The following is a 21388-nucleotide window of genomic DNA, read 5'->3' as shown; positions in this document are numbered from 1 at the left end:
CGCGGGCCTCGGTGGAGATCCAGGTGTTGCCGATCTCCACCGCGTCGGGCACGGCCGTCAGCGGGTCGCCGTGGGGCGTGCCGGTGGTCGGCGGCCACACGAGGGGTCCGCGCCAGTAGTCGAGTTCCAGGAATCGGGTGGATCCCAGGACCCGGCCGTTGCGGGGATTGACCAGGGCGAAGGGCAACGCCCGGCCCGCCGCCTGATCGGCGAGCGCGCGGGCGATGTAGTCGCAGGAGGCGTCAAGGCCGTGGGGCACGGCGGTGTAGGCATAGGCCGCACGATCCAGTGCGCCCGCCCAGGCGATGCCCTCGGCGTGGCGCATGGCCAGCGGCTCCAGGCGCACGGTGCGCCCGGCAAGGACTACAGGTACTGGCACGGAACCTCGGGTCTTTCACGGGCAGGGGACATCCCACGCCGGATCACGGCGGGAATGACGGGGTGAGGTTCGCGCCGGATGCCGACCACTTCGCCGGATGGGCAAAACGGGCAATGAAACGGTTCGTCACCGGTGCGAGGAGGACAGTATGCAGCCCCCAGCGCCTCCTGAACAGAACCCCACACGAACCCGAGCGCACGGCTGGGTGAATGTCCGGTTCACCCCGATCCCTCACATGGTCCAAGGCCCCTCCCGAGGGGCCCTAGGAAGCGGCGTCCGTGCAGGTCGGATGCCCCCAGCCGTCGGAGTTCTTGGTGATCGTCTCCCCCTTGCCGTAGGGCTTGCCGCAGCGGCACCGTCCGGGGAACCGGGCCTTGAGCGTGGGAGCGCCCGAGGAGCCCGCCTTCCGGGGTCCTCGGGACGTCGCTCCGGCCGCCTTCGGGACACGCTTGGCGGCCGCCGGGCGGCTGGAACCGGGCTCCGGCGGCGGAAGCGGCGAGCCGGCGGCGGAGCCGGCCGGTTCCTGGGTGCGGGCGGTGTGGCTGGCGGCGCGGTCGGCGGCGTCGTTCAGGGGGTCGCCGTCGACCTGGTGGGCGGGGGTGTACACGAACTCGACGCGCCGGTCGGCGAGCAGCTCGTCGATGCGCACCACGAGGTCCTTGTTGGCGACCGGGGTGCCGGCCGAGGTCTTCCAGCCCTTGCGGCGCCAGCCCGGCAGCCAGGTGGTGACGGCCTTCATCGCGTACTGCGAGTCCATCCGCACCTCGGCGGGCACGGCGGGGTCCATGTGCTCCAAGAGCCTGAGCAGGGCGGTGAGTTCGGCCACGTTGTTGGTCGCCGTGCCGAGCGGTCCGGCCTCCCAGTGCGCGATCTCGCCGTCCCCCGCACCGATGACCCAGGCCCAGGCGGCGGGTCCGGGATTGCCCTTGGAGGCGCCGTCACACGCCGCGATGATCTTCTCTGTCATCCTCCGATCCTGACATGTCCCCCGACGGCTCAGTGACCACCGGCCGCGGCGCTCAGCCGTGCCACCTCCGCCCGGAGCGCGTCCCGCCCGATGGCGTCGGTACGGGTCGCGGGCACGGTGCAGGCGTACGCCCCGGCCACGGAGCCGTGCAGCGCGCACTCCCGCACGGGCGCCCCCGAGAGCCAGGCGGCCAGGAAGCCCGCCGCGAAGGCGTCGCCGGCGCCGTTGCTGTCGACGACGGGGGCGGGCGGGGTGACGGCGGGCACATGGACGAGCTGGCTCCCGGCGCCGTCCAGGAGGTAGGCGCCGTCGGCACCCGCGGTGGCGACGACGACGGACGCGCGGCCGTGGGCGGCGATGCCGCGCATGGTGCGTTCGGGGTCGTCCAGGGCGACGGCGGAGAGGAAGACCACGTCGGCCCCGTGGGCGAAGGGCTCGTGGTAGGGGGAGCTGCCGTCCCAGTCGTGCAGGTCGGTCGAGAGCGTCACCCCGGCGTCGCGCAGCGCGGGCAGGGCGTGGGCGCAGGGCTGGGTGATCGAGACGTGGGCGTGCCCGCTGCGGGCGGCGAGCGCCTTCACGGTCTCCGGGGGCAGCCGGTCGTCGTCGTGCCCCCGGGTGGCGTCGTACAGGGAGAGCCGGCGGCCGTCGGGCCCGACGAGGTTGACGGCCCGCTTGGTCCCCGCGGGGTGGGGCACCTCGGTGAGCGGGATGCCCTGGTCCCGGTGGAAGCGGCGGACGAGCTCGCCCTCGGGGTCGGCGCCGACCAGGTCGAGGTGGTGGGTCCGCAACCCCAGCCGGTGCAGCCCGAGGGCGACGAAGTCGCCGGTCTGTCCGGCGCGGGTCTCGATCCCGGGCCGGATCATGTGGCTGTCGGCGAAGGGCAGGGGCAGTTCGGGGACGTACACGATGGTGTCGACGCCGGCACCGCCGAGGACGAGGACGTCGATGTCGGTCTCGGCATCACTGGGGCTGTCGCTGCTCATGCGCGCAGTCAAACAGCGCCCGGGGAAGCCCTGCAAGATCCTGCAAGAAATTTCACAAGGCGCCGGGGGACACCCGGACCGGCCGCTCTCGGCGGCCGGGTCCGGGCGTCGTGCTCCGGTGGCGCTCAGTCCTCGGCGGGGAGGCTGTCCATGAAGGAGCTCACCGAGAAGACCGCGCGGCCGGGGCCCGCGGGGCCGTAACCGGGCGGCGAGCTGAGGCCGTTGGCCTCCATGGTCGCGCGGTAGGCCTCCAGGAGCCGGATGTGGTACTCCAGCGGGGCGCCCTCCGGATTGGCCTTGCCGAGCGGGGTGGTGGGCTCGGGGCACCAGGTGGTGAAGCGGGGCGTGATGCCGCGCGACATGAAGTACTCCAGGCCCTCCGTGGTGGAGGCGATGGCCTCGTCGACGGTGGTGAAGCCGAAGGGCTCGGCCATCTCGACGCCCGCCACGAAGTTGGGGATGACGTTGCGCGGCCCGAAGACCTCCGCGGAGTCCAGGATGCGGCGGTGCCACTCGTCGCGGCCGACGTAGCGCTCCTTGCCGGGGCAGTACAGCTCGAACAGGCGCTTGTCCCACACCTCGTAGTTGGGGTGGTAGATCTGGATGCCGTAGTCCTTGAAGCGCTGGACGTCGGCCTTGGGCAGGGCCTGGGCGACGACCTTGCCGATCCAGCGGCCGGGGAAGCGCTCCTCGATGGCCTGCGCGTACTGGCCGTAGAAGTCCGCCTCGTCCTTGCCACCGACCCGCGAGGTGACCGCGCCGCCGGTCAGGGTGTAGGCGGTGGAGGCGCCGGTCGTGTCGTACTTGTCGATGATGGCCAGCGCCTCCAGCACCTCCTCCACGTCCTTGACGCCGGTGTAGGGGCGTCCGGCGGCCTTGTGCTGGCGCCAGTTGTGGTTGATGTCGCAGTACTGGCACTCCTCCTTGGCGCCGAAGTACTGGCAGACGCGGAAGACGGTGAGGTAGATCAGGTAGCCCCACTGGATCGTGGGGGCCACCTCCATCACGGACTTCCCGCTGGAGAGGGTGTGCCGGTAGTACTCCGGCATGGGCGGCAGGCCGACGTCGGCGATCCGGCGCCCGTCCAGGTAGAGCCCGAGCATCCCGTCCTCGCCCGCGGCGACGCGGTACGGCGAGGACGGGTTGACGCGGACGGACACGACGGTGCGGCGCAGCTCGTACGGGCCGCCGGTGAGGACGATCTCCTCCGGCGGCCGGCGCAGGGCGGCCTCGCCGAGCTCCGGGAGGGTGCGGTGGTCGAAGGAGAAGATGAAGTACGACTTGGGCTTGACCTCACCGGACGCCTCGTTGGCGCTGTCCGTGAGGGCCGACTCGTCGAAGGCGATGCCGCCGCGCAGCAGGTCCTCCTTGATCACCGCCTCCCTGGGGACGTGCGGGAAGCGGTGCATGAGGTCTTCGACCTCGTCGGTGCGGCGGATCATGCGCGGTTACATCTCCTCGGTCGGACGGTCATGAGCCGTGGTGGGCCCCCGCCACCCTAGGACGGCGGGGGCCGGTGCGGCATCCGGCCCGGGTCGCATCCGGCCCGGGCCGCGAGACCGGGACCGGGAGCGTGACCGAGGCGGCCGCACGGAGGGCGCGGGTCAGAAGTTGCCGTAGTTGACCTGCCAGGTGGGCAGGCCCATCCGGCGCCAGACGGCGACGACCCGGTCCCGGTCGTCCAGCGAGACGCGGACCGCGTAGCGGTGGCGTACGTGCGCGTCGAAGAGCTCGGCCTTGACGAGGTCGTCGGAGCGGCCGTCGTCGGAGGCGCGCATCCACAGCTCGTCGTAGGGCACCTCGTGGCGCTCCAGCCAGGCCTCCGTCATCGCCCGGTGGTCCTCGCTGCGGCCGGAGAGCAGCACGATCCGGTCCTGGTGGGAGCTCTGGAAGGCGCGCAGGGCCTCGCGGACCGAGACGTTGAGCAGGTCGAGGTCACAGCGGCTGAAGTCGTACGGTCCGCGGTCGCCGCGCAGCGCCAGGGTGCCGTCGATGTCGCACAGGACGGCCGAGGGCAGGGCGGGGTCGGGGACGTACGGGGTGACGGCGGGCCGGTCGTTGAGCCAGTCGTCGGTGAGCCGCCAGCCGCCGCGCCTGGCCTTGGTGTGCTTGTCGGCCAGGATGCGGATGATCTCCTCGCCGACGGGCCGCTCGCGGGCGGCGTCGCGGCGGACGCACTCGTCGACGGGCACGTCGGTGAAGTCGTGCACGACGAAGGTGGCTTCGCGGCCCGCGACGGCGGCCTTGAGGCGCTTGGGGATGTGCGGGGTGAGGTGGGTGTTGTCGACGACCACGTCGAAGCCGTCGTCGACGGCGGCGCGGACGGCCATGTCCTGGATGCCGAGGACGGTCTGTTCGTGGGCGTGCGAGCGGCGGTCGCCGCCCGGCACGTCGAGCATGGTGCGCAGGTCGTCGAGGTTGACGCGGCGCATCCGGCCCTCGGACCGCTCCTGCAGGGCGCGGGCGGCGGTGGTCTTGCCGGAGGCGGGCAGTCCGGTCATGACGTGGACCACGGGCACGGTCAGTTCTCCTCGTCGGTGGTGAACGGGTCGGCGTTCTCGGGACGCAGCGACCGCCAGGTGAACAGCTCGGTGGGACGCCCGTCGAGACGCAGGAACATGGCGGAGCGCAGGCTCGGGTCGGGCAGCTCCTTGACCGCCCGGGCGAACGCGCCCCGGTCCCCGGAGAGCGGGGCCAGCTCAGCGTACGCCTGGTCGATGGCGCGCTCGCGCGCGGTGTAGGCGTCCTCCAGGCGCCGGATCACGGACCGCACCCAGGCGTCGAACTCGTCGGGCACCTGCTCCAGCAGGGCGTCCAGCGGACGTCCGCCGTCGCTGCGGACGCCGCCGAGCTCGGCCATGGACAGGCCGAGGCCCTGGGCGAGGCGCTTGGCGGAGGTGCCGGCGAAGCGCTGGATGCCGTGGCCGCGCCAGATGTCGCGCTCGGTGACGCCGGTGAGGACCTTGTGGAGGCGGACGTACTCGGCGATCTTCGCCTTGGCGCGGATGCCGGAGGCGAAGCGCAGCACGAAGCCCTCGGCGTCGGTGCCGGTCGCGGGCGCGCCGTCGGGCAGCGTGCTCGACTCCGTCAGCTTGACGAGGGCGTCGAGCGGCATGGGCGGGTGGACCGTGACGACGGACCCGACGCCGCTCCACGCGGCCGCGGCCTCGGCGAGGGCGAGCTCGGTGCCGTCCGGTCCGAACGCGGCGAGCAGGACGAGGTCCCGGCGGTCGCCGTAGTCGACGACGATGCGGTTCTGCGGGTAGAGGATCTCGGCGAGGTACGTGACGCCCGGCACCAGCGCCGTGGTGTCGGCGGCGTCGAGGCGGCGCTGCGCCCAGGTGGCCTGGGTGCTGATGAAGGAGCCCTTGGAGGCGACCCGCCAGCGGCCCTCGTAGTGGAAGACGACGCCGAGGCTGCCGTCGACCTTCTCGTACACCTCGAACGGCTCGTCGGGCAGCGCGGGCGCGTAGGGGCGGCCGCTCTCGTGTTCGGAGACGTTGAAGAACTTGGGCAGGGGGAGGGCGACGATCCGGCCGGTGGTGTCGTCGGCGACGAGGCCCCGGCAGCGGACGGTGACCTCGTTCCAGACGCCTTCGTACTGACAGACCCGCGTGTACGTGTAGATCGACAGCGGCAGCTCGGGGTGCGACTTGCGGGTCACATGCCCGGCTTCGACGGCTGCCGCCAGCTCCTGCGCGGGCAGCAGCGCGTCGAGAGTCAGGTACGCCTGGCTCATGGGTTCCCTCCCGGTTTCAAGGAGGCCCATTCTCGTCCGTCGGCAACGGCCCTGACGAGCCGTTTTAGCGGCGCCTGCCGGCCACGTCCGCGAGCAGCCGGCGGCGCTGGGCCGCGTCGGTCGCGAGCGTGATCGCCGTCCAGGCCATGGCGAGGCCGCCGTCGAGGACGGCGCGGTCGGCCGCTGGGGTGGTGCCGTAGCGGGTGAACTCCGGGTTGTGCATGATCGCGTCGCCGCAGTCGTAGCCGATCATCGGGTGGATGGTCGGTACGAGGTGGGACACGTTGCCCATGTCGGTGGAGCCGCCGCGCAGGCCCGGGTCGGAGGCCGGGACGGTGCGGCCGAGGGCCTGGGCCGCGGCGCGGTAGGCCTCGCCCATGGCCAGGTCCTGGCGCAGGTCGGCGTAGTCGTGGCCGACGGTCTCCAGGGCGAGTTCGGCACCGGTGGCGAGCGCGCCGGCCTCGAAGCAGGCCCGGATCCTGGCCTTGAGCCCGGCGAGTTCCTCGCTGCTGCCGGCACGGCAGTCGTAGGAGGCGGTGGCCCGGCCGGGGATGACGTTGGCGGCCTCGCCCGCGGAGGTGACGACGCCCGAGACGACGGCGCCGGGGATCATCTGCTGGCGGTGGGCCGCGATGGCGACCTGGGCGATCATCAGGGCGTCGGCGGCGTTCACGCCGCGGTGCGGCATGGCGGCGGCGTGCGCGGTGACGCCGGTGTAGGAGACGTCGAGGCTGCTGATGGCGAGCGAGCTCATGCCGACGGCGTCCTGCGGCGCGGCGTGCACCATCATCGCGGCGGCGACGTCGTCGAAGGCTCCCGCGTTCAGCAGGTCGACCTTGCCGCCGCCGGCCTCCTCGGCGGGGGTGCCGAGCAGGGCGACGGTGATGCCGAGCTCGTCGGCGAGCGGGGCGAGGGCGAGGGCCGCGGAGACGGCGGCCGCCCCGTTGACGTTGTGGCCGCAGGCGTGGCCGATGCCGGGGAGGGCGTCGTACTCGGCGCAGATGCCGATGACCAGGTCGCCGCTGCCGGCGGTGGCGCGGAAGGCGGTGGGCAGCCCGTACGCCTCGCGGGTCACGTCGAAGCCGGCGCCCTCGGCGAGGTCGGCGATGCGGCGGGCCGCGCGGTGTTCCTCGTAGGCGAGTTCGGGGTCGGCGTGCAGCGCGTGGCTGAGGCCGAGGACGGCGTCCTGGCGGCCGGCCAGGGTGCGGCGGGCGTGCTCGCGGAGCCGTTCGGTCGTCGGGGCGGGGGTGGCGGTGCTCATCGGAGGTCCTTGGCGGCGGGGCGGGGGGCGGGGTCACGGAGCAGGAGCGCGGCGGCGGCGCCCGCGAGGGAGACGCCCGCGCACACGGTCCAGGAGGTGGTGTAGGCGCCGAGTTCGGGCAGGGTGTGCCCGGCGGGGGTGCGGGCGGCGAAGACGGTCAGGACGGCGGCGGCGCCGAGCGAGCCGCCGACGTTGATGAGGAGCTCGTTGATGCCGGAGCCGACGGAGGTGCGCTCGTGCGGGACGGACTCGACGGCGAGGGTGCGGGTGGAGTGCTGGAGCAGCCCGGTGCCGAAGCCGGCCAGGGCGGTGCCGAGCAGGAAGGGCGCGGCGGTGCCGTGCGCGAGGAGGTCGAGCCCGTAGCCGGCGGCCATCAGGAGCGAGCCCCCGACGAGGGTGCGGCGGTCGGAGAGGCGGGCGGCGACGGCGGGGGCGGCGAGCGCTCCGGCGGCGAGGGAGAGCAGGTTGGGGAGCATCGCGAGGCCGATGGCGACCGGCCCGAGGCCGAAGCCGTAGCCGGTCTCGGCGCGGGAGGTGCCGAGGAAGACGGGGTGGGCGATCTGCAGGCCGAGCATGCAGAAGCTGAAGGTGAGGGTGGTGACGGAGACGACGACCACGTTGCGGTGCCGGAACATCCGCACGTCGATCATCGGCTCGTCCGTGCGCAGTTCGACCAGGACCCACAGGGCGGTGACGAGCACGCCCGCCACGAGGGTGCCGAGGGTGCGTGCGGAGGTCCACTCCCAGCCGGGGGTGCCGCCGAGGCCGAGCGCGAGCATCAGGGCGACGAGCCCGGCGCAGAGCAGCAGTCCGCCCGCCCAGTCGACGGAGCCGCCGGGCCGGTCGGCGGACTCGGGCAGGAAGGGCCAGGTGGCGACGAGGGCGAGGGTGGCGCCGACGGCGGGGACCCAGAGGGCGGCGGTGGGGCTGTCGACCGAGGCGGCGACGAAGCCGCTGGCGAGGAGGCCGAGGGTGAGTCCGCCGACGAGCGCGGCGACCATGTAGCTGATGCCCCGGCGGCTCTCGGCGTCGCCGCCGGCTCCGGCGCGGTTGCGCAGGATGCCGACGAGGAGCGGGAAGAACCCGGCGATGGCGCCCTGCAGGATCTGCCCGGCGAGCAGGACCGGGAAGGAGCGGCTGAGTCCGACGAGGACCGAGCCGAGGATCACCAGGACGAGGTTCCAGCGCAGCATGCGGCGGTGGCCGTGGAGGTCGCCCATGCGGGAGAGCACGGGGGTGAAGGCGACGCTGGCCAGGAGGTTGGCGATGCTGATCCAGTTGAGGTCGGCGGCGGTGACCCCGAGCGTCTCGGTCAGTCCCTTGAGGAGCGGCGAGAGGAACCCCTGGGTGACGCCGCTGGAGAGCTCGACGAGGGCGACCGAGGCGATGACCACCCCGGTGGGCGTCGGGCGGGGGCCGGGGCGTCTGTGGACGGGGGTGGTGCGGGTGCTGCCTGAGGAGAGGGTCATACGTACAACCTGTCCGGGAGAGCCGCGGGGATCGGCAGGGGGGAAGCGGAAGGGGCCACTCTGGAGACTGCGGAAAGCGCGGAGGAACGCGCACCACAATGTGGCGAGCGGGCCCCACTTCCGGCAAGACTTGAAGGTCAACACGGACGATTGCGGCAGCGGGGCGGGGTCCGGTGGCGGAATCGGGCACGGAGGCCCTTCCCGGTACGGGTTCGGGCGGACGGTCGGAGCTCCGCCGGAAGCGCGCGGCGCGCACCCGCCGACGACGAGGAAGCGATGAGGGAACCGTGATGGCGGACAGAACGGCGGCGGGACCCCCGCTGGTCCTGGACGGGCTGGACCACGCCGTCCTGCGGGTCCTGCACCGCTCCCCGAGGGCCGCGTTCGCGGACGTCGCGGCGGCCGTGGGGGTGCACGAGCGGACGGTGGCGCGCCGTCTGGAGCGCATGACGGCGAGCGGGCGGGTCGCCTTCGTCGCGGCCCTGGTCCCCGAGTACCTCCACGAGGGCGTCACGGCCGAGCTGGCCGTGCGGTGCGCCCCGGGCCGGGTGCACGAGGTCGCGCTCGCGCTCGCCGCGCTGGACGAGGTCCGGTCCGTGGAGGTCGCCACCGGGGCGCTGGACGTCTTCGCCGAGGTGAACCTCCCCGATCACGGGGCGCTGCTCACCCTGCTCGACTCGGGCGTGGGCCGTCTGGACGGCGTGGTGGACCTCCACTCGGCGCTGGTGCTGCGGCTGCTGCTCACGGCGAGCGACTGGGCGCCCTACGCCGACGCGCCGACCGAGGTGCGGCGGCACGCGATGGAGGGCCGGGCGCTGCCGGAGCCCCCGGTCCTCGACGAGCTGGACCGGCGGCTGGTGGAGCTGCTGCGCCGGGACGCCCGGATGTCGACCACGCGGCTCGCGCGGGAGCTGCGGGCGGGCGAGACGACGGCCCGGCGCCGGCTGGCCCGCCTGATGGACTCGCACGTGCTGCACCTGCGGCTGCGGGCGGATCCGGCCGTGCTCGGGTACCCGGTCGAGGCCCGGTTCCGGCTCGGGCTGCCCTACCGGGCGCTCGACCCGGCGATCCGGCTGCTGGCCCGCGAACCGGCCGTCCGCCACCTGGTGGTCACCTCGGGCACGACGAACCTGCTGGGCTACTCCAGCCACCGGGACGTCCGGGACGTCCACGACTTCGCGGCCCGGGTCCTGGGCCGCGTCGACGGGGTCACGTCCACGGAGACGGCGCTGCTCATGCGGACGTACAAGAGGGCCGGGTTCACGCCCGAGGCGTGAACCCGTACCCCGGGGCGGGGACGCGGCCCCGTAGACTCGCCGTCCTGTGACCGCCGTCGGAGCCCCGGCCCCGGCGGGCCGGCCACACGCGCACCGCCCCGTACGACACCCCAGCACGCCCGAACGCCCCAGAACACCGAGGATGCGAACCCGATGAATCACGCGGACACCACCGCCCCCATCTACTCCGAGCTGATACGCGAGCAGGGGGACGTGCCCGGTGACGTGCGCCGGACCGCCGAGGAGGTGCTCCGCGACCTCAGCCGGGTGATCCAGATGCCGCCGGCCGGGATGGCCCCGGCGCGCGGACCCATGCAGCAGCCGATGCAGCCGCAGCCCATGCAGCAGCTCCCGCAGCTCCCGCAGGCCGTGCAGCAGCCGATGCAGCAGCAGCCCATGCAGCACCCGATGCAGTAGCGACCCACAGCGGACCGTACGACGGAGGGGGCCGGACGATGACGGATGCGGGCAGGGCGACGGGGGCGGGGCGCCCGGGGCACGAGCGGGTGCGGCGCAGCTACGACACCGTGGCGGGCGAGTACCTCGCGCGGATCGGCGACGAACTCGACGGCAAGCCGCTCGACCGGGCGCTGCTGGGCGCGGTCGTCGAGCAGGCGGGCGACGGCGCGGTGATCGCCGACCTGGGCTGCGGGCCCGGTCACGTCGCCGCCTGGATCGCCGGGCACGGCCGTACCGGCGGCGTGGTGGGCGTGGACCTGTCCCCCGCCATGGTCGCCCTCGGCCGCGAGCGGCACCCCGGGGTCGAGTTCCGCGAGGGCGACCTGCTGCGGCTGCCGGCCCGCGACGGCGAGTTCGACGCGGCCGTCGCGCTCTACTCGCTGATCCACCTCGCACCCGGCGAGCTGGGCCCCGCCCTCGCCGAGATCCGCCGGACGCTGCGGCCCGGCGGCCTGCTCCTGGTCTCCTTCCACATCGGCTCCGAGGTGCGGACCCTGACCGAGTGGTGGGGTCACGACGTGGACGTCGACTTCCACTTCCTCCGGCCGGCCGACGTGGCCGAGGCGCTGCGCGGGGCCGGCTTCCGCATCGAGGCCGAGCTGGAGCGGGGTCCGTACCCGCACGAGGCGGAGACCAGGCGGTGCTGTCTGCTGGCGCGCCGCGAGGGCTGACGCCGCCGGAGACCTCCTGGGCGCTCTCCCGGTACCTCCCCCGGGCGCCTCGCGGACCCACGCGCCCCCGGATCCTCCCGGGCCGCCGCGCGGAACCACGCGGCCTGCAGAACGGCGTCCGTCCGGGTCCGTGCGCGGCTCCGGGCCCGCGCCACTCTCAGGAGCCGAGCGTCCGCCACAGGAAGGTGTGCTCCAGGGCGCTGTTGTAGGCGGTCTGCTCGTGGTCGGTCGCGCCCGCGTGGCCGCCGACCAGCGTCTCGTGCAACAGCACCCGGTGCCCGAGCTCGCGCAGCCGGGCGGCGGCCTTGCGGGCGTGCCCCGGGTGGACCCGGTCGTCGCGGGTCGAGGTGGTGAGCAGCACCGGCGGGTAGGGCCGTCCGGCTTCGAGCCGGTGGTAGGGCGAGAGCTCCGCGAGGTGCGGCCGGTCGGCCGGGTCGTCGGGGTCGCCGTACTCCGCGATCCAGCTGGCCCCGGCGAGGAGCCGGTGGAAGCGCAGCATGTCGAGCAGCGGGACGTGGCCGACGATCGCGCCGAACAGTTCGGGGCTGCGGACCAGCATCGCGCCCATGAGCAGGCCGCCGTTGCTGCCGCCGGTGATGCCGAGCCGCTCGGGGCTGGTGACGCCGCGCGCGACGAGGTCACGGGCGACGGCCTCGAAGTCCTCGTAGGCGCGGGGCCGGTCGGCCTTGAGCGCGCTGCGGTGCCAGCGCGGGCCGTACTCGCCGCCCCCGCGGATGCCGGCGACCACGTACGTGCCGCCGCGGGCGAGCCAGGCGCGCCCGCGCACGGTGTCGTACGAGGGGGTCAGGGCGATCTCGAAGCCGCCGTAGCCGGTGAGCAGGGTGGGGCCGGGGAGCGCCCCGTGGCGGCCGACGACGGTGTACGGGACGCGGGTGCCGTCGGCGGAGGTGGCGAAGTACTGCCGGGCGTCGAGGCCGGTCGCGTCGAAGCGCGCGGGGACCTGCTTGATCCGCTCGTCCGGGCCGCCGATCTCGCCCCGGTGCAGGGAGGGCGGGACGAGGTGGCCGGTGAGGGAGAGGAAGTACTCGTCGCCGGAGTCGGGGTCCGTGTCGGTGACGGCGGCGGAGGCCAGCGGCGGGATGTCGGCGAGTTCCCGGCGCTTCCAGTCCCCCGGGCCGGTGGGCGGGGTGAGGACGTGCATCCGGCTGGCGACGTCCTGGAGGGTCTCCACGACGAGGTGGTTGCGGGTCCAGGAGTGGCCGGCGAGGGCGGTGCGCGCGTCGGGGGTGAACAGGACCTCGGGCTCGCGCCGTCCGGCGAGGAAGGCGTCGAAGCGGAAGGCGAGCAGGGAGCCGGCGGGCTGTCCGAGCCAGGGCGCCTTGGGGGTGACCAGGAGCCACTCGCGGTGCACGGAGCTCTCGGCGTCGTCGGGGACCTCGATGCGGCGCAGCTCGCCCCCCTCGGTGAGGAGGTGGGTCTCCTGGTTCCAGAAGTCCCGGTAGCGGGCGACGAAGTCGCGCTCGAAGCCCTCGGTGGGGTCGTGCCAGGCGGAGACGGCGAGGTCGGACTCGGCTCCCTCGTGGACGGGCTCGGCCGCGTCGAGCGGGGTGCCGCGGCGCCAGCGGCGCACGGTGCGCGGGTAGCCGGAGGCCGTCATGGAGCCGGGGCCGTGGTCGGTGCCGACGAAGACGTGGTCCTCGTCGATCCAGCCGATGTCGGTCTTGGCCTCGGGCAGCCGGAAGCCGTCCTCGACGAATGCCCGCTCGGCCAGGTCGTACTCCCGCACGACGACGGCGTCGCCGCCGCCGCGGGCGAGGCTCACGAGGGCGCGCCGGAAGGCGGGGCGCAGCACCTGCGCCCCGGCCCAGGTCCAGTCCTCGCCCTCGGCGGCGGCCAGCGCGTCGAGGTCGAGCAGGACGTCCCAGTCGGGCGCGTCGGTGCGGTACTCCTCCAGGGTGGTGCGGCGCCACACGCCCCGGGGGTGTTCGGCACCCTGCCAGAAGTTGTAGAGGTACGGGCCGCGGCGGCGGGTGTAGGGGATCCGGTCGGGCGCGTCGAGGACCTCGCGCAGCTCGGCGACGAGGGCGTCGAAGCCGTCGCCGCCCGCGAGCTCGGCGCGCGTCTCGGCGTTCCGCTCGCGCACCCAGTCCAGGGCCCGCTCGCCGTCGACCTCCTCCAGCCACAGGTAGGGGTCGGTGCCGCCGGTGTCCGCGCTCGTCTCCGTCATGCCGACGATTGTGGACCACGGGACCGGCACCGTGCCGCCGCGCCCCGGGCCCGGGCCCCGGAGCGGTCCGGTGGCGGCCCCGGGCCCGGCCCGGCTCAGCCCTCCGGCAGCAGTCCGAGCTGGTCCAGGAACTCCGTCTGGTCGAAGTAGAGCCGGTAGCTCCGGATCCGGCCGTCCCTCACCTGCGCCAGGTCGATCCCTCGGATGTTGACGGTCCGGCCCGTCGCCGGCAGCGTCTCGCCGTCGGGGAGCGGGATGGGGCCCGTGTTCTTGCCGGTGTAGATGCCCTCGTCGATCGCGGTGTCGCCGATCTCGAAGCGGTTCCGGTAGGTGAACGTCGCATCGGGGATCGACGTGGTCATCGAGCGCCAGTACTCGACGATCGTGTCGCGCCCCGTCATCTCGCCCCCGTCGGGGGTGAGGGCGACGGCGTCCTCGGCGAGGAGGCCGGAGATCGCCGCCAGGTCCCCATGGGTCACCGCCTCGGTGAAACGGTCCATGACCTCGCGTGCCTCGCCCATGATCCACCTCCATGGTGGTCCGGATCCGGGTGCGTCCCGTGCCCTCATTCTCCCACCGCAACGCATTGGTTTGAATCCGGACCAATCATCTGTGCCGTTCACCCCAACACCTCAGCGTCTTCCATAAGTTAACCAATCGATTACTGCACGGCCGTATACCTTTGGGCCTCGGTCCCCCATCCTGTCCTCGGCGTGCCACCGGGGCAGCCATGTGACGTGAGGGGCGGGGCATGCTTCCCATCAGCCGCAGAGGATTCGTCGGGATCGGGGCGGGGCTCGCCGCCGGGGCCGCGTTGCCGGCCGGGCCGGCCGCGGCCGCCGCCGGGGAGGCCGTGTCGGCCGCCGCGGCCGGGGCCACCGGCACCATCACCGACGTGAAGCACGTGGTGATCCTCATGCAGGAGAACCGCAGCTTCGACCACTACTTCGGGCGGCTGCGCGGCGTACGGGGCTTCGGCGACAAGGCCGCCGGGAACATCCCCGGCGGCTGGGGTACGTTCAACCAGCCCAACTGGGGCGGCCGGCAGTACCCGTGGAAGCTCAGCTCCACTCCCCCGGCCGGCGGCGTCGACGGCGAGACCCTGGCCCAGTGCAACGGCGACCTCCCGCACAGCTGGAGCTCGCAGCACGCCGCCTGGAACAAGGGCCGGATGGACAACTGGGTCACGGGCGTGGGCAACACCCGCACCCTGGGCCACCTGGACCGCGGCGACATCCCCTTCCACTACGCGCTCGCCGACGCGTACACCATCTGCGACGCCTATTTCTGCTCGACGCTGAGCGCCACCGGCCCCAACCGCACCTTCCTGTGGAGCGGCAAGGTCGACGCCTCCAGCAAGGACGGCGGCGACGAGTCCGGGCTGACCTGGGAGACGTACGCGGAGGCCCTCCAGCGCGCCGGGATGAGCTGGAAGGTCTACCAGAACGCGCAGGACAACTACGGCGACAACGGTCTCGCGTACTTCAAGAGGTTCACCGACGCCAAGCCCGGCGACCCGCTGTACGACCGGGGCATGGGCTCGGTCCCCAAGGTCACCGGCTCGACCCCGGACGACATCGCCGCCGCGATCCGCGCGGACGTCGTCGCGGGCACCCTGCCGCAGGTCTCCTGGGTGGTGGCCAACGAGGCGTTCTCCGAGCACCCCTACGCCCCGCCCGGCGACGGCGCCCACTTCGTGGACCTGGTGTACCGCGCCCTCTCCGCGAACCCCGAGGTCTTCGACTCGACCGTGCTCTTCCTCAACTACGACGAGAACGACGGCTTCTTCGACCACGTGCCGCCGCCGGTCGCGCCGCCCGGGACTCCCGGCGAGTACATCGACGGGATACCGGTCGGTCTCGGCTTCCGCGTCCCGATGATTGTCATGTCCCCGTGGACCCGTGGCGGCTGGGTCAGCTCCGAGGTCTTCGACCACACCTCCGTGCTGCGCTTCATGGAGACCTGGACGGCGGCGCTCGGCACCCCCGCCACCTGCCCCAACATCAGCGCCTGGCGGCGGAAGGTGGTGGGCGACCTGACCGGTGTCTTCGACTTCGCCCGCCCGGTGTACGGCCTCCCGGCCAACCTGCCCTCCACCGCCAAGGTCATCGGCCAGTCCACCTGCGGCCCGCTGCCCAACCCGGTCCCCCAGGACAACGCCCTGCCGCCGCAGGAGCCGGGCACGCGTCCCGCGCGCGCCGTGCCGTACCAGGTGAACGGCAACCTCGACCGCTTCGAGTTCGGCGCCGCCGGGAAGATCCTCGCCTGGTTCTCCATGAGCAACCAGGGCACCGAGGCCCGCCGCCCCGCGCACTTCTCGATCCACCCGCACCAGTACCGCGACACCGCCGCCTGGCAGTACACGGTCGACCCGGGCGGCACGTCGAGCGACTACTTCAACATCGGGCTCGGTTCGGGTTCGGGGAAGTACGACATCTCGATGATGGGCCCCAACCGCTTCCTGCGCCGCTTCATCGGCGACGCGTCCAAGGCGGGCAAGGACATCGAGGTGGCGGCCCGGTTCGCGACGGAGCCCGGCACCGGCAAGACGGCGATCTGGTTCAGGATGACCAACTCCTCGTCCTCCGCCGTCACCTTCACCGTCCGCCCCAACGCCTACCGGACGGACGGCCCCTGGACCTACACGGTCCCGGCGAACTCCTCCCGCGAGGACTACTTCAACGCCGTGGCGTACAGCAACGGCTGGTACGACTTCACGATCCTCGCCGACCTCGACGGCACCTGGTCGCGCCGGTACACCGGTCACATCGAGACGGGGGCGCCCAGCGTCAGCGGCTGACGGGCCCGGCGGGCTCCGGCCGCATGGCCGGGGCCCGGCGGTCAGAGCCCGACGATGAGCTGGATGCAGACGATCTTCACCAGGATGGCGAGGGCGAAGAGCGTCGCGTATCCGGTGTTCACCCGGCTGTCGGAGACCCTGCTGTTCGCGTACGCCGTGATGGCGGGGTTTCCCACGTAGCCGGCCAGCAGGCCCATCGTGCGGGGGCGGCTCTGGCCCAGCAGCCGGGCCACCAGGACCATCAGGGCGTAGCTCAGGACGGCGCTCACCAGGAGCACGAGCAGCAGCTTCAAGCCGAAGAGGGAGAAGGCCTCGCGCCGGAACGCGTATCCGGAGGTGAGGCCGACGCAGGCCAGGAAGACGAGGAGACCGATCTGGCGCAGGGTCAGGTTGGCGCGGGTGGGCAGCACCCAGACCAGCGGGCCCGTGCGGCGCAGGCGGCCGAGGACCATCGCCATGACGAGGGGGCCGGCCGCGGTGCCGAGGGAGAGGGTCGTGGAGCCGACGGTGAACTTCGGGATGCCGATGAGGAAGCCGGCGGCGAGCCCCAGGCCCATGCTGACGGCGCTGACCTCGCTCACCTTGGCCTCGGTGTCGCCGAGGTAGCCGGTGACCTCGGCGGTACGGGCCCGGGGCATGACGACCCGGACCCGGTCGTCGAGCTGGAGCAGCAGGTCGTCGTGGGCGAGGAGGTCCTGGTCGCCGCGGCGGACCCGGGTGGCCATGGCTCCGTACCGGTCGGACAGCGCGAGCTCGCCGACGGTCCGCCCGGCGAGATCGGGGTTGGTGAGCAGGATGCGGCGGTAGTCGACGGTGTCGCGCCGGTCGAGCAGGTGTTCCGCGTCCTCCCGGCCGAGCGCCTTGATGCCGTCCGCGACGGCCTCGGGACCGCCGACCAGGACCACCCGGTCGCCGGGGGCCAGGACGTCGAGGCCGCCGGCCACCCGCGGGGCCCCGCCGACGGGCTGGTGGACGCTGGCCAGCAGCTGCCCTTCGGCCACACCGGGGACCTCGCCCCACGTCCGGGCGCGGTCGACCGTCACGGTGCGGGTGACGAGCCGGTCGGGCAGTCCGGTGCCGGGGTCGCGGCGGGCCGGCCAGGAGCGGACGGCCGCGATGGCCGAGACGAAGAGGATCGTCAGGACGACGGCGAGCGGGTAGCCGATGGCGTAGCCGGTGGCCGGTTCGGTGGGCTGGTCGGAGGAGGCCTGGGCGGCGGCGAGGCCGGGGGTGGTGGTGCCGATGCCGGCGTAGCCGCCGGCCAGGTAGGTGCCGGGGATCCCGAAGACCTTGTTGCCGAGCAGGCCGACCACGACGGCGGTGACGACGAGGGCGGCGATCGCGCCGATCATCACGCCGAGCTGGGGGCGCAGCTCGCGGAAGAAGGCGGGACCGGCCTCCAGGCCGACCGTGTACACGTACAGGGCGAGGCCGAAGACGGCGAGCCCGGCGGGGACGGCGGGTCCGATGTCCGGGTCGAGGGCGCCCAGCAGCAGCCCGACGAACAGCACCCCGGCCGCTCCGAGCTTCACCGGTCCGAAGCGGACCATGCCGAAGAGCGAGCCGGCGGCGATGACGACGAAGAGGGTGAACCAGGGGTTGTCCGCGAAGAACTGCCACATGGTCCCACTCAGCCACAGCCCCGGGCGGGCCGCACCCCGGTGCCCGGCCGCGCCCGGTACTCACCGCATTCCTCCCCCATTCAGCGGATATGAATGATTTCCCGATGATGTGCACGGTTAGTCAGCCTTCAAGGGCCGTCGACGGCCAGGAACGTGGAAGGGCGGGCTGACACCGTGTCTCGACCGAGAATCCTCGTGGTGGGCGCCGGTTTCGCAGGGGTCGGGTGCGTGCGGCGCCTGGAACGGCGGCTGACCGGACGGGAGGCGGCGATCTCGCTCCTGTCTCCCTTCTCCTACCAGCTGTACCTGCCGCTGCTGCCGCAGGTCGCCTCCGGCGTGCTGACCCCGCAGTCGGTGGCCCTCTCGCTGCGGCGCAGCGAGCGGCACCGCACCCGGATCATCCCGGGCGGCGCGGTCGGCGTGGACACCGCCGCCAAGGTCTGCGTGGTGCGCACCATCTCGGGCGAGCTGGAGACCGAGCCGTACGACCACCTGGTCCTCGCCCCGGGCAGCGTCACCCGCACCTTCGACATCCCCGGTCTCGCCGAGCACGCCCGGGGCATGAAGACGCTCGCCGAGGCGGCGTACATCCGCGACCACGTGATCGCCCAGCTCGACCTCGCCGACGCCAGCCAGGACGAGGCCGAACGGACGGCGCGGCTGCAGTTCGTGGTGGTCGGCGGCGGCTACGCGGGGACGGAGACGGCGGCCTGCCTCCAACTGCTCACCCGCAACGCCGTCAAGCGCTATCCGCGCCTGGACCCCCGGCTCATCAAGTGGCACCTGGTCGACATCGCGCCCACGCTCATGCCCGAACTCGGCCCGAAGCTGGGCGGGGCCGCCCTCGAGATCCTGCGCAAGCGCGGCATCGAGGTCTCCCTCGGCGTCTCGGTCGCCTCCGTGGACGACGAGAACGTGACCCTCACCGACGGCCGGGTGCTGCCCTGCCGCACCCTGATCTGGACGGCCGGCGTGGCCGCCAGCCCGCTCATCGGCACGCTCGGCGCCGAGACGCTGCGCGGCCGGCTGGTGGTCGGCTCGGACATGGCGGTGCCCGGCCTGGACGGCGTGTGGGCGCTGGGCGACGCGGCCGCGGTGCCGGACCTCGCCAAGGGCGAGGGCGGCGCGATCTGCCCGCCCACGGCCCAGCACGCGATGCGCCAGGGCAAGGCGGTCGCGGACAACCTGGTCGCGACGCTGCGGGGCGAGCCGACCCGCCCGTACGTCCACAAGGACCTCGGGCTGGTGGTCGACCTGGGCGGCCTCGACGGCGTGTCCAAGCCGCTCGGCGTCGAGCTGCACGGCATGCCGGCCCAGGCGGTGGCCCGCGCCTACCACTGGGCGGCGCTGCGCACCAACGTGGCGAAGACCAGGGTGATGACCAACTGGCTGCTGAACGCGGTGGCCGGCGACGACTTCGTCCGCACCGGCTTCCTGGCCTCGAAGTCGGGCACGCTGCGGGACTTCGAGTACACGGACGTCTACCTCACTCCGGAGCAGGTCCGCTCCCACACGGCCTCGCTGCGGGCCGGCGGGTCCTGACCGCCGAACCGCCCCAGTAGCCTGGCCGGATGGAATCCGTACTGGTCAGCGCCTGCCTGCGGGGCGTGCCGTGCCGCTACGACGGGCGCGACAAGCCCTCGGCCGCGCTCGACGCGGCGCTCGCGGGCCGCGCGGCGGTCCCGTTCTGCCCGGAGGGCGCCGGCGGGCTGCCGACCCCGCGGCGGCCCGCCGAGACGGTCGGCGGCGACGGGCACGCGGTCCTGGACGGCACGGCGAAGGTCGTGGACGACGAAGGCACGGACGTGACCGCCGAGTTCGTCGCCGGGGCCCGACGCGCCCTGGCCCGGGCCAGGGCGACGGGCTGCACCGAAGCGCTGCTGATGCCGCGCAGCCCCTCCTGCGGCCGCGGCCGGGTGTACGACGGGACGTTCACCGGCGAGCTCGTGCCGGGCGACGGGGTCACGGCGGCGCTCCTGGAGCGCCACGGCATCAGGGTGAGGCCCGCGCCCGGGGTCTGAGGGGCCGTCGTACGGGGTTCGGCCCCGGCGCGGTCGCGTCGCCGCCGCACCAGGGCACCCCCGCACGGACCCCCGTCCACGTCGTACGGGGCCCGCCCCCGCACGGGCTCAGCGGGCGATCTCGTCCCGCGGGCCCATCACGACCACGGGCTCGCGTGCCGGGTCGAGGGCGCGCAGCAGCTCCGCCATGTTCTCGCGGGGCAGGGAGACACAGGCCTGGGTGGGGCCGCCGTGGTCGACGTGGATCCAGACGCCGCCGCCCCGCTCGGGCCCCAGCGGGCGTTCCTTGTTCAGCGGGGTCGTCCCCGCGACGCGGTTGTAGTCGATCGCCACGACGTAGTCGAAGGAACCCTCCAGGGGCTCCCCGAGGAAGCCGGTGCCCGAGACCTCGAACTCCTCGTCCTGGTCGTACGGGACCCGCGCGCCCGGGTCGGGGAGGCGGCCGCCCGCGTCGCCGATCCGGTAGACCCCGGTCGGCGAGCGCAGGTCGCCCGCCTGATGGGCGTCCGTCCAGCCGCGCAGGGCGTTGTGGCCGGCCCAGGGCCCTGCGACCGGGTGCCAGTGCCCGGCCGGGTCCCGCTCGTGGAGCACGGCGGTGACCACGTTGCCGTCGGCCGCGTCGCCGCTCGCCACGAGCACCTGGGTAGTGCCGTCGGGGATGCGGGCCTGCGTCACGGGGCCGATGCCAGCGATGCGTTCGGGCGCGCGCGGCGGCCGCTGGCGTTCCCGCGGCGCGCGGTTCGCCCCGTCGGGAACCGCTCCCGCGTCCCGGCCGTCGTGCCGGTCCCGGGCGGCGGACGGCGGCGGGGCCGGGGAGCGGCCGGCGGTGCAGCCGGTCAGCACCAGGGCCGCGGACAGGGCACAGGTCAGCACCGTTGCGGTGCCCTTGCGGACGGGCATGGTCCGGCCACCTCCGAGGGTCGGGGCAATGCGGGGATCCGTACCCGGCCGGCCGCGGACCTGTCGCGCGCCCTGCCCTCCTCACCCGTCCGGGGGACGGGGCAAAGGAGTTGACGGGACGGATCCCGGACGGTTTCCTGCGGCCATGAACGATCTTCGTATCGAGACGGTCCGCATCGGGACGGCCGGGGCGGTGGCCCCCTCCGGCGCCACGACCGGCGCGGGCCTCCTGGAGGACTGGCGGCTGATCCACAACAGGATCATCCCCACCGCCCCGCTCTCCCCCGAGGACGTCCGCGAGCGCGCGGGCCGCAACCGGCTCGACGTCGCCTACGCGGACGGCGTCGCCGTCGGCTGCTCCACCGTGCGGCCGCCCGACGAGGAGACCCCGGCCGCCACGGTCATCGCCCGCGTGCTGCCCGGTTTCCGTGGCCGCGGGTACGGGACGGCGCTGTACGAGCACGGCCTCGCGCACGCCCGGACGCTGAGCGACGAGGGCGTGGAGACGGTGGTGCTGGCGAGCAACACGGAGGGGCTCCGCTTCGCGCTGGCCCGGGGCTTCGTGGAGACGGAACGGTACGTCCTGCCGGGCGACACGGTGCCGTTCGTGACGCTGCGGCTGGCCGAGGACCCGACGCCCGCCCCGTAATCC

Annotated in this window: 19 protein-coding genes; 7 read left to right on the top strand and 12 right to left on the bottom strand. The window is 73.7% G+C overall.

Translation table 11 applies throughout. The features are described from left to right. The 8 genes from ABD981_RS01820 to ABD981_RS01785 all read right to left on the bottom strand — a co-directional run. The coding region (locus tag ABD981_RS01820; protein WP_425586393.1) for a GNAT family N-acetyltransferase at positions 1-379 on the bottom strand (379 nt) is incomplete at its 3' end. A 262-nt stretch (positions 380-641) separates the two neighbouring features. After that, positions 642-1346, bottom strand: coding sequence for a ribonuclease H family protein (locus ABD981_RS01815; RefSeq protein WP_046910068.1), 705 nt, complete (start codon positions 1344-1346; stop codon positions 642-644). Between the two features lie 29 nt (positions 1347-1375). Next, positions 1376-2329 carry an adenosine kinase gene (locus ABD981_RS01810; protein WP_046910067.1) on the bottom strand — a complete coding sequence of 318 codons (954 nt, stop codon included), beginning with the start codon at positions 2327-2329 and terminating at the stop codon, positions 1376-1378. Positions 2330-2454: 125 nt separating this feature from the next. Beyond that, on the bottom strand, positions 2455-3771 hold the full coding sequence (locus ABD981_RS01805) for a radical SAM protein (RefSeq protein ID WP_046910066.1): 1317 nt from the start codon (positions 3769-3771) through the stop codon (positions 2455-2457). 162 nt (positions 3772-3933) lie between these two features. Further along, positions 3934-4848: a phosphatase domain-containing protein gene (locus ABD981_RS01800; protein WP_240495368.1), complete on the bottom strand. Its 915-nt coding sequence runs from the start codon at positions 4846-4848 to the stop codon at positions 3934-3936. Between the two features lie 2 nt (positions 4849-4850). Further along, complete coding sequence (locus ABD981_RS01795) at positions 4851-6068, bottom strand: RNA ligase (RefSeq protein WP_046910065.1); 1218 nt, start codon at positions 6066-6068, stop codon at positions 4851-4853. Between the two features lie 64 nt (positions 6069-6132). Next, a complete protein-coding gene (locus ABD981_RS01790) occupies positions 6133-7329 on the bottom strand; it encodes an amidohydrolase (RefSeq protein ID WP_046910064.1) in 1197 nt (398 codons plus the stop codon). After that, positions 7326-8798 carry an MFS transporter gene (locus tag ABD981_RS01785; protein ID WP_123954867.1) on the bottom strand — a complete coding sequence of 491 codons (1473 nt, stop codon included), beginning with the start codon at positions 8796-8798 and terminating at the stop codon, positions 7326-7328. The genes ABD981_RS01790 and ABD981_RS01785 overlap by 4 nt, the downstream gene beginning before the upstream one ends. 290 nt (positions 8799-9088) lie before the next feature. Between ABD981_RS01785 and ABD981_RS01780 the strand changes: the two genes are divergently transcribed. The 3 genes from ABD981_RS01780 to ABD981_RS01770 all read left to right on the top strand — a co-directional run bounded on the left by ABD981_RS01780 (position 9089) and on the right by ABD981_RS01770 (position 11205). Beyond that, positions 9089-10075, top strand: coding sequence for an Lrp/AsnC family transcriptional regulator (locus ABD981_RS01780; protein ID WP_123954866.1), 987 nt, complete (start codon positions 9089-9091; stop codon positions 10073-10075). A 153-nt stretch (positions 10076-10228) separates the two neighbouring features. After that, positions 10229-10492 (top strand): hypothetical protein, encoded by a 264-nt coding sequence (locus tag ABD981_RS01775; RefSeq protein WP_046910063.1) that lies wholly within the window; start codon positions 10229-10231, stop codon positions 10490-10492. Between the two features lie 38 nt (positions 10493-10530). Beyond that, positions 10531-11205, top strand: a complete 675-nt coding sequence (locus ABD981_RS01770) for a class I SAM-dependent methyltransferase (protein ID WP_046910062.1) — start codon at positions 10531-10533, stop codon at positions 11203-11205. Between the two features lie 157 nt (positions 11206-11362). Here the strand turns inward: ABD981_RS01770 and ABD981_RS01765 are convergent, their stop codons facing one another. Together ABD981_RS01765 and ABD981_RS01760 are read right to left on the bottom strand one after the other, a co-directional pair. Then, positions 11363-13393, bottom strand: a complete 2031-nt coding sequence (locus ABD981_RS01765; RefSeq protein WP_046910061.1) for a prolyl oligopeptidase family serine peptidase — start codon at positions 13391-13393, stop codon at positions 11363-11365. A 95-nt stretch (positions 13394-13488) separates the two neighbouring features. Further along, complete coding sequence (locus tag ABD981_RS01760) at positions 13489-13914, bottom strand: ester cyclase (protein ID WP_046910060.1); 426 nt, start codon at positions 13912-13914, stop codon at positions 13489-13491. A gap of 230 nt (positions 13915-14144) precedes the next feature. On the opposite strand from ABD981_RS01760, the gene ABD981_RS01755 reads away from it, so the two are divergent. Then, positions 14145-16193, top strand: a complete 2049-nt coding sequence (locus ABD981_RS01755; RefSeq protein WP_046910059.1) for a phosphocholine-specific phospholipase C — start codon at positions 14145-14147, stop codon at positions 16191-16193. A gap of 41 nt (positions 16194-16234) precedes the next feature. Here the strand turns inward: ABD981_RS01755 and ABD981_RS01750 are convergent, their stop codons facing one another. Then, positions 16235-17815, bottom strand: coding sequence for an aspartate:alanine exchanger family transporter (locus ABD981_RS01750; protein WP_046910058.1), 1581 nt, complete (start codon positions 17813-17815; stop codon positions 16235-16237). A gap of 174 nt (positions 17816-17989) precedes the next feature. Here ABD981_RS01750 and ABD981_RS01745 point away from each other — a divergent pair, with 174 nt between their 5' ends. Together ABD981_RS01745 and ABD981_RS01740 are read left to right on the top strand one after the other, a co-directional pair. Then, the gene (locus tag ABD981_RS01745; protein WP_046910057.1) at positions 17990-19357 is read left to right on the top strand and encodes an NAD(P)/FAD-dependent oxidoreductase; all 1368 of its coding nucleotides are present in this window, start codon (positions 17990-17992) and stop codon (positions 19355-19357) included. 29 nt (positions 19358-19386) lie between these two features. Continuing rightward, the gene (locus ABD981_RS01740) at positions 19387-19836 is read left to right on the top strand and encodes a 2-thiouracil desulfurase family protein (RefSeq protein WP_046910056.1); all 450 of its coding nucleotides are present in this window, start codon (positions 19387-19389) and stop codon (positions 19834-19836) included. A 108-nt stretch (positions 19837-19944) separates the two neighbouring features. Here ABD981_RS01740 and ABD981_RS01735 read toward each other — a convergent pair whose 3' ends face one another. Next, positions 19945-20736 (bottom strand): L,D-transpeptidase family protein, encoded by a 792-nt coding sequence (locus ABD981_RS01735; protein ID WP_046910055.1) that lies wholly within the window; start codon positions 20734-20736, stop codon positions 19945-19947. A 145-nt stretch (positions 20737-20881) separates the two neighbouring features. Here ABD981_RS01735 and ABD981_RS01730 point away from each other — a divergent pair, with 145 nt between their 5' ends. Further along, positions 20882-21385 (top strand): GNAT family N-acetyltransferase, encoded by a 504-nt coding sequence (locus tag ABD981_RS01730; protein ID WP_123954865.1) that lies wholly within the window; start codon positions 20882-20884, stop codon positions 21383-21385. Positions 21386-21388 lie beyond the last annotated feature (3 nt).

The organism is Streptomyces showdoensis, from assembly GCF_039535475.1.
GTDB classification, from domain to species: Bacteria; Actinomycetota; Actinomycetes; order Streptomycetales; family Streptomycetaceae; genus Streptomyces; species Streptomyces showdoensis.
This window is presented reverse-complemented; position numbering and strand designations above follow the sequence as displayed.

Excerpts from the sequence above, each read along its gene's own strand:
- ABD981_RS01765 (WP_046910061.1), bottom strand. The coding sequence starts at position 13,393 with ATGACGGAGACGAGCGCGGACACCGGCGGCACCGACCCCTACCTGTGG.
- ABD981_RS01775 (WP_046910063.1), top strand. The coding sequence starts at position 10,229 with ATGAATCACGCGGACACCACCGCCCCCATCTACTCCGAGCTGATACGC.
- ABD981_RS01750 (WP_046910058.1), bottom strand. The coding sequence starts at position 17,815 with ATGTGGCAGTTCTTCGCGGACAACCCCTGGTTCACCCTCTTCGTCGTC.
- ABD981_RS01785 (WP_123954867.1), bottom strand. The coding sequence starts at position 8,798 with ATGACCCTCTCCTCAGGCAGCACCCGCACCACCCCCGTCCACAGACGC.
- ABD981_RS01790 (WP_046910064.1), bottom strand. The coding sequence starts at position 7,329 with ATGAGCACCGCCACCCCCGCCCCGACGACCGAACGGCTCCGCGAGCAC.
- ABD981_RS01805 (WP_046910066.1), bottom strand. The coding sequence starts at position 3,771 with ATGATCCGCCGCACCGACGAGGTCGAAGACCTCATGCACCGCTTCCCG.
- ABD981_RS01770 (WP_046910062.1), top strand. The coding sequence starts at position 10,531 with ATGACGGATGCGGGCAGGGCGACGGGGGCGGGGCGCCCGGGGCACGAG.
- ABD981_RS01815 (WP_046910068.1), bottom strand. The coding sequence starts at position 1,346 with ATGACAGAGAAGATCATCGCGGCGTGTGACGGCGCCTCCAAGGGCAAT.
- ABD981_RS01730 (WP_123954865.1), top strand. The coding sequence starts at position 20,882 with ATGAACGATCTTCGTATCGAGACGGTCCGCATCGGGACGGCCGGGGCG.
- ABD981_RS01760 (WP_046910060.1), bottom strand. The coding sequence starts at position 13,914 with ATGGGCGAGGCACGCGAGGTCATGGACCGTTTCACCGAGGCGGTGACC.
- ABD981_RS01795 (WP_046910065.1), bottom strand. The coding sequence starts at position 6,068 with ATGAGCCAGGCGTACCTGACTCTCGACGCGCTGCTGCCCGCGCAGGAG.
- ABD981_RS01810 (WP_046910067.1), bottom strand. The coding sequence starts at position 2,329 with ATGAGCAGCGACAGCCCCAGTGATGCCGAGACCGACATCGACGTCCTC.
- ABD981_RS01755 (WP_046910059.1), top strand. The coding sequence starts at position 14,145 with ATGCTTCCCATCAGCCGCAGAGGATTCGTCGGGATCGGGGCGGGGCTC.
- ABD981_RS01780 (WP_123954866.1), top strand. The coding sequence starts at position 9,089 with ATGGCGGACAGAACGGCGGCGGGACCCCCGCTGGTCCTGGACGGGCTG.
- ABD981_RS01735 (WP_046910055.1), bottom strand. The coding sequence starts at position 20,736 with ATGCCCGTCCGCAAGGGCACCGCAACGGTGCTGACCTGTGCCCTGTCC.
- ABD981_RS01740 (WP_046910056.1), top strand. The coding sequence starts at position 19,387 with ATGGAATCCGTACTGGTCAGCGCCTGCCTGCGGGGCGTGCCGTGCCGC.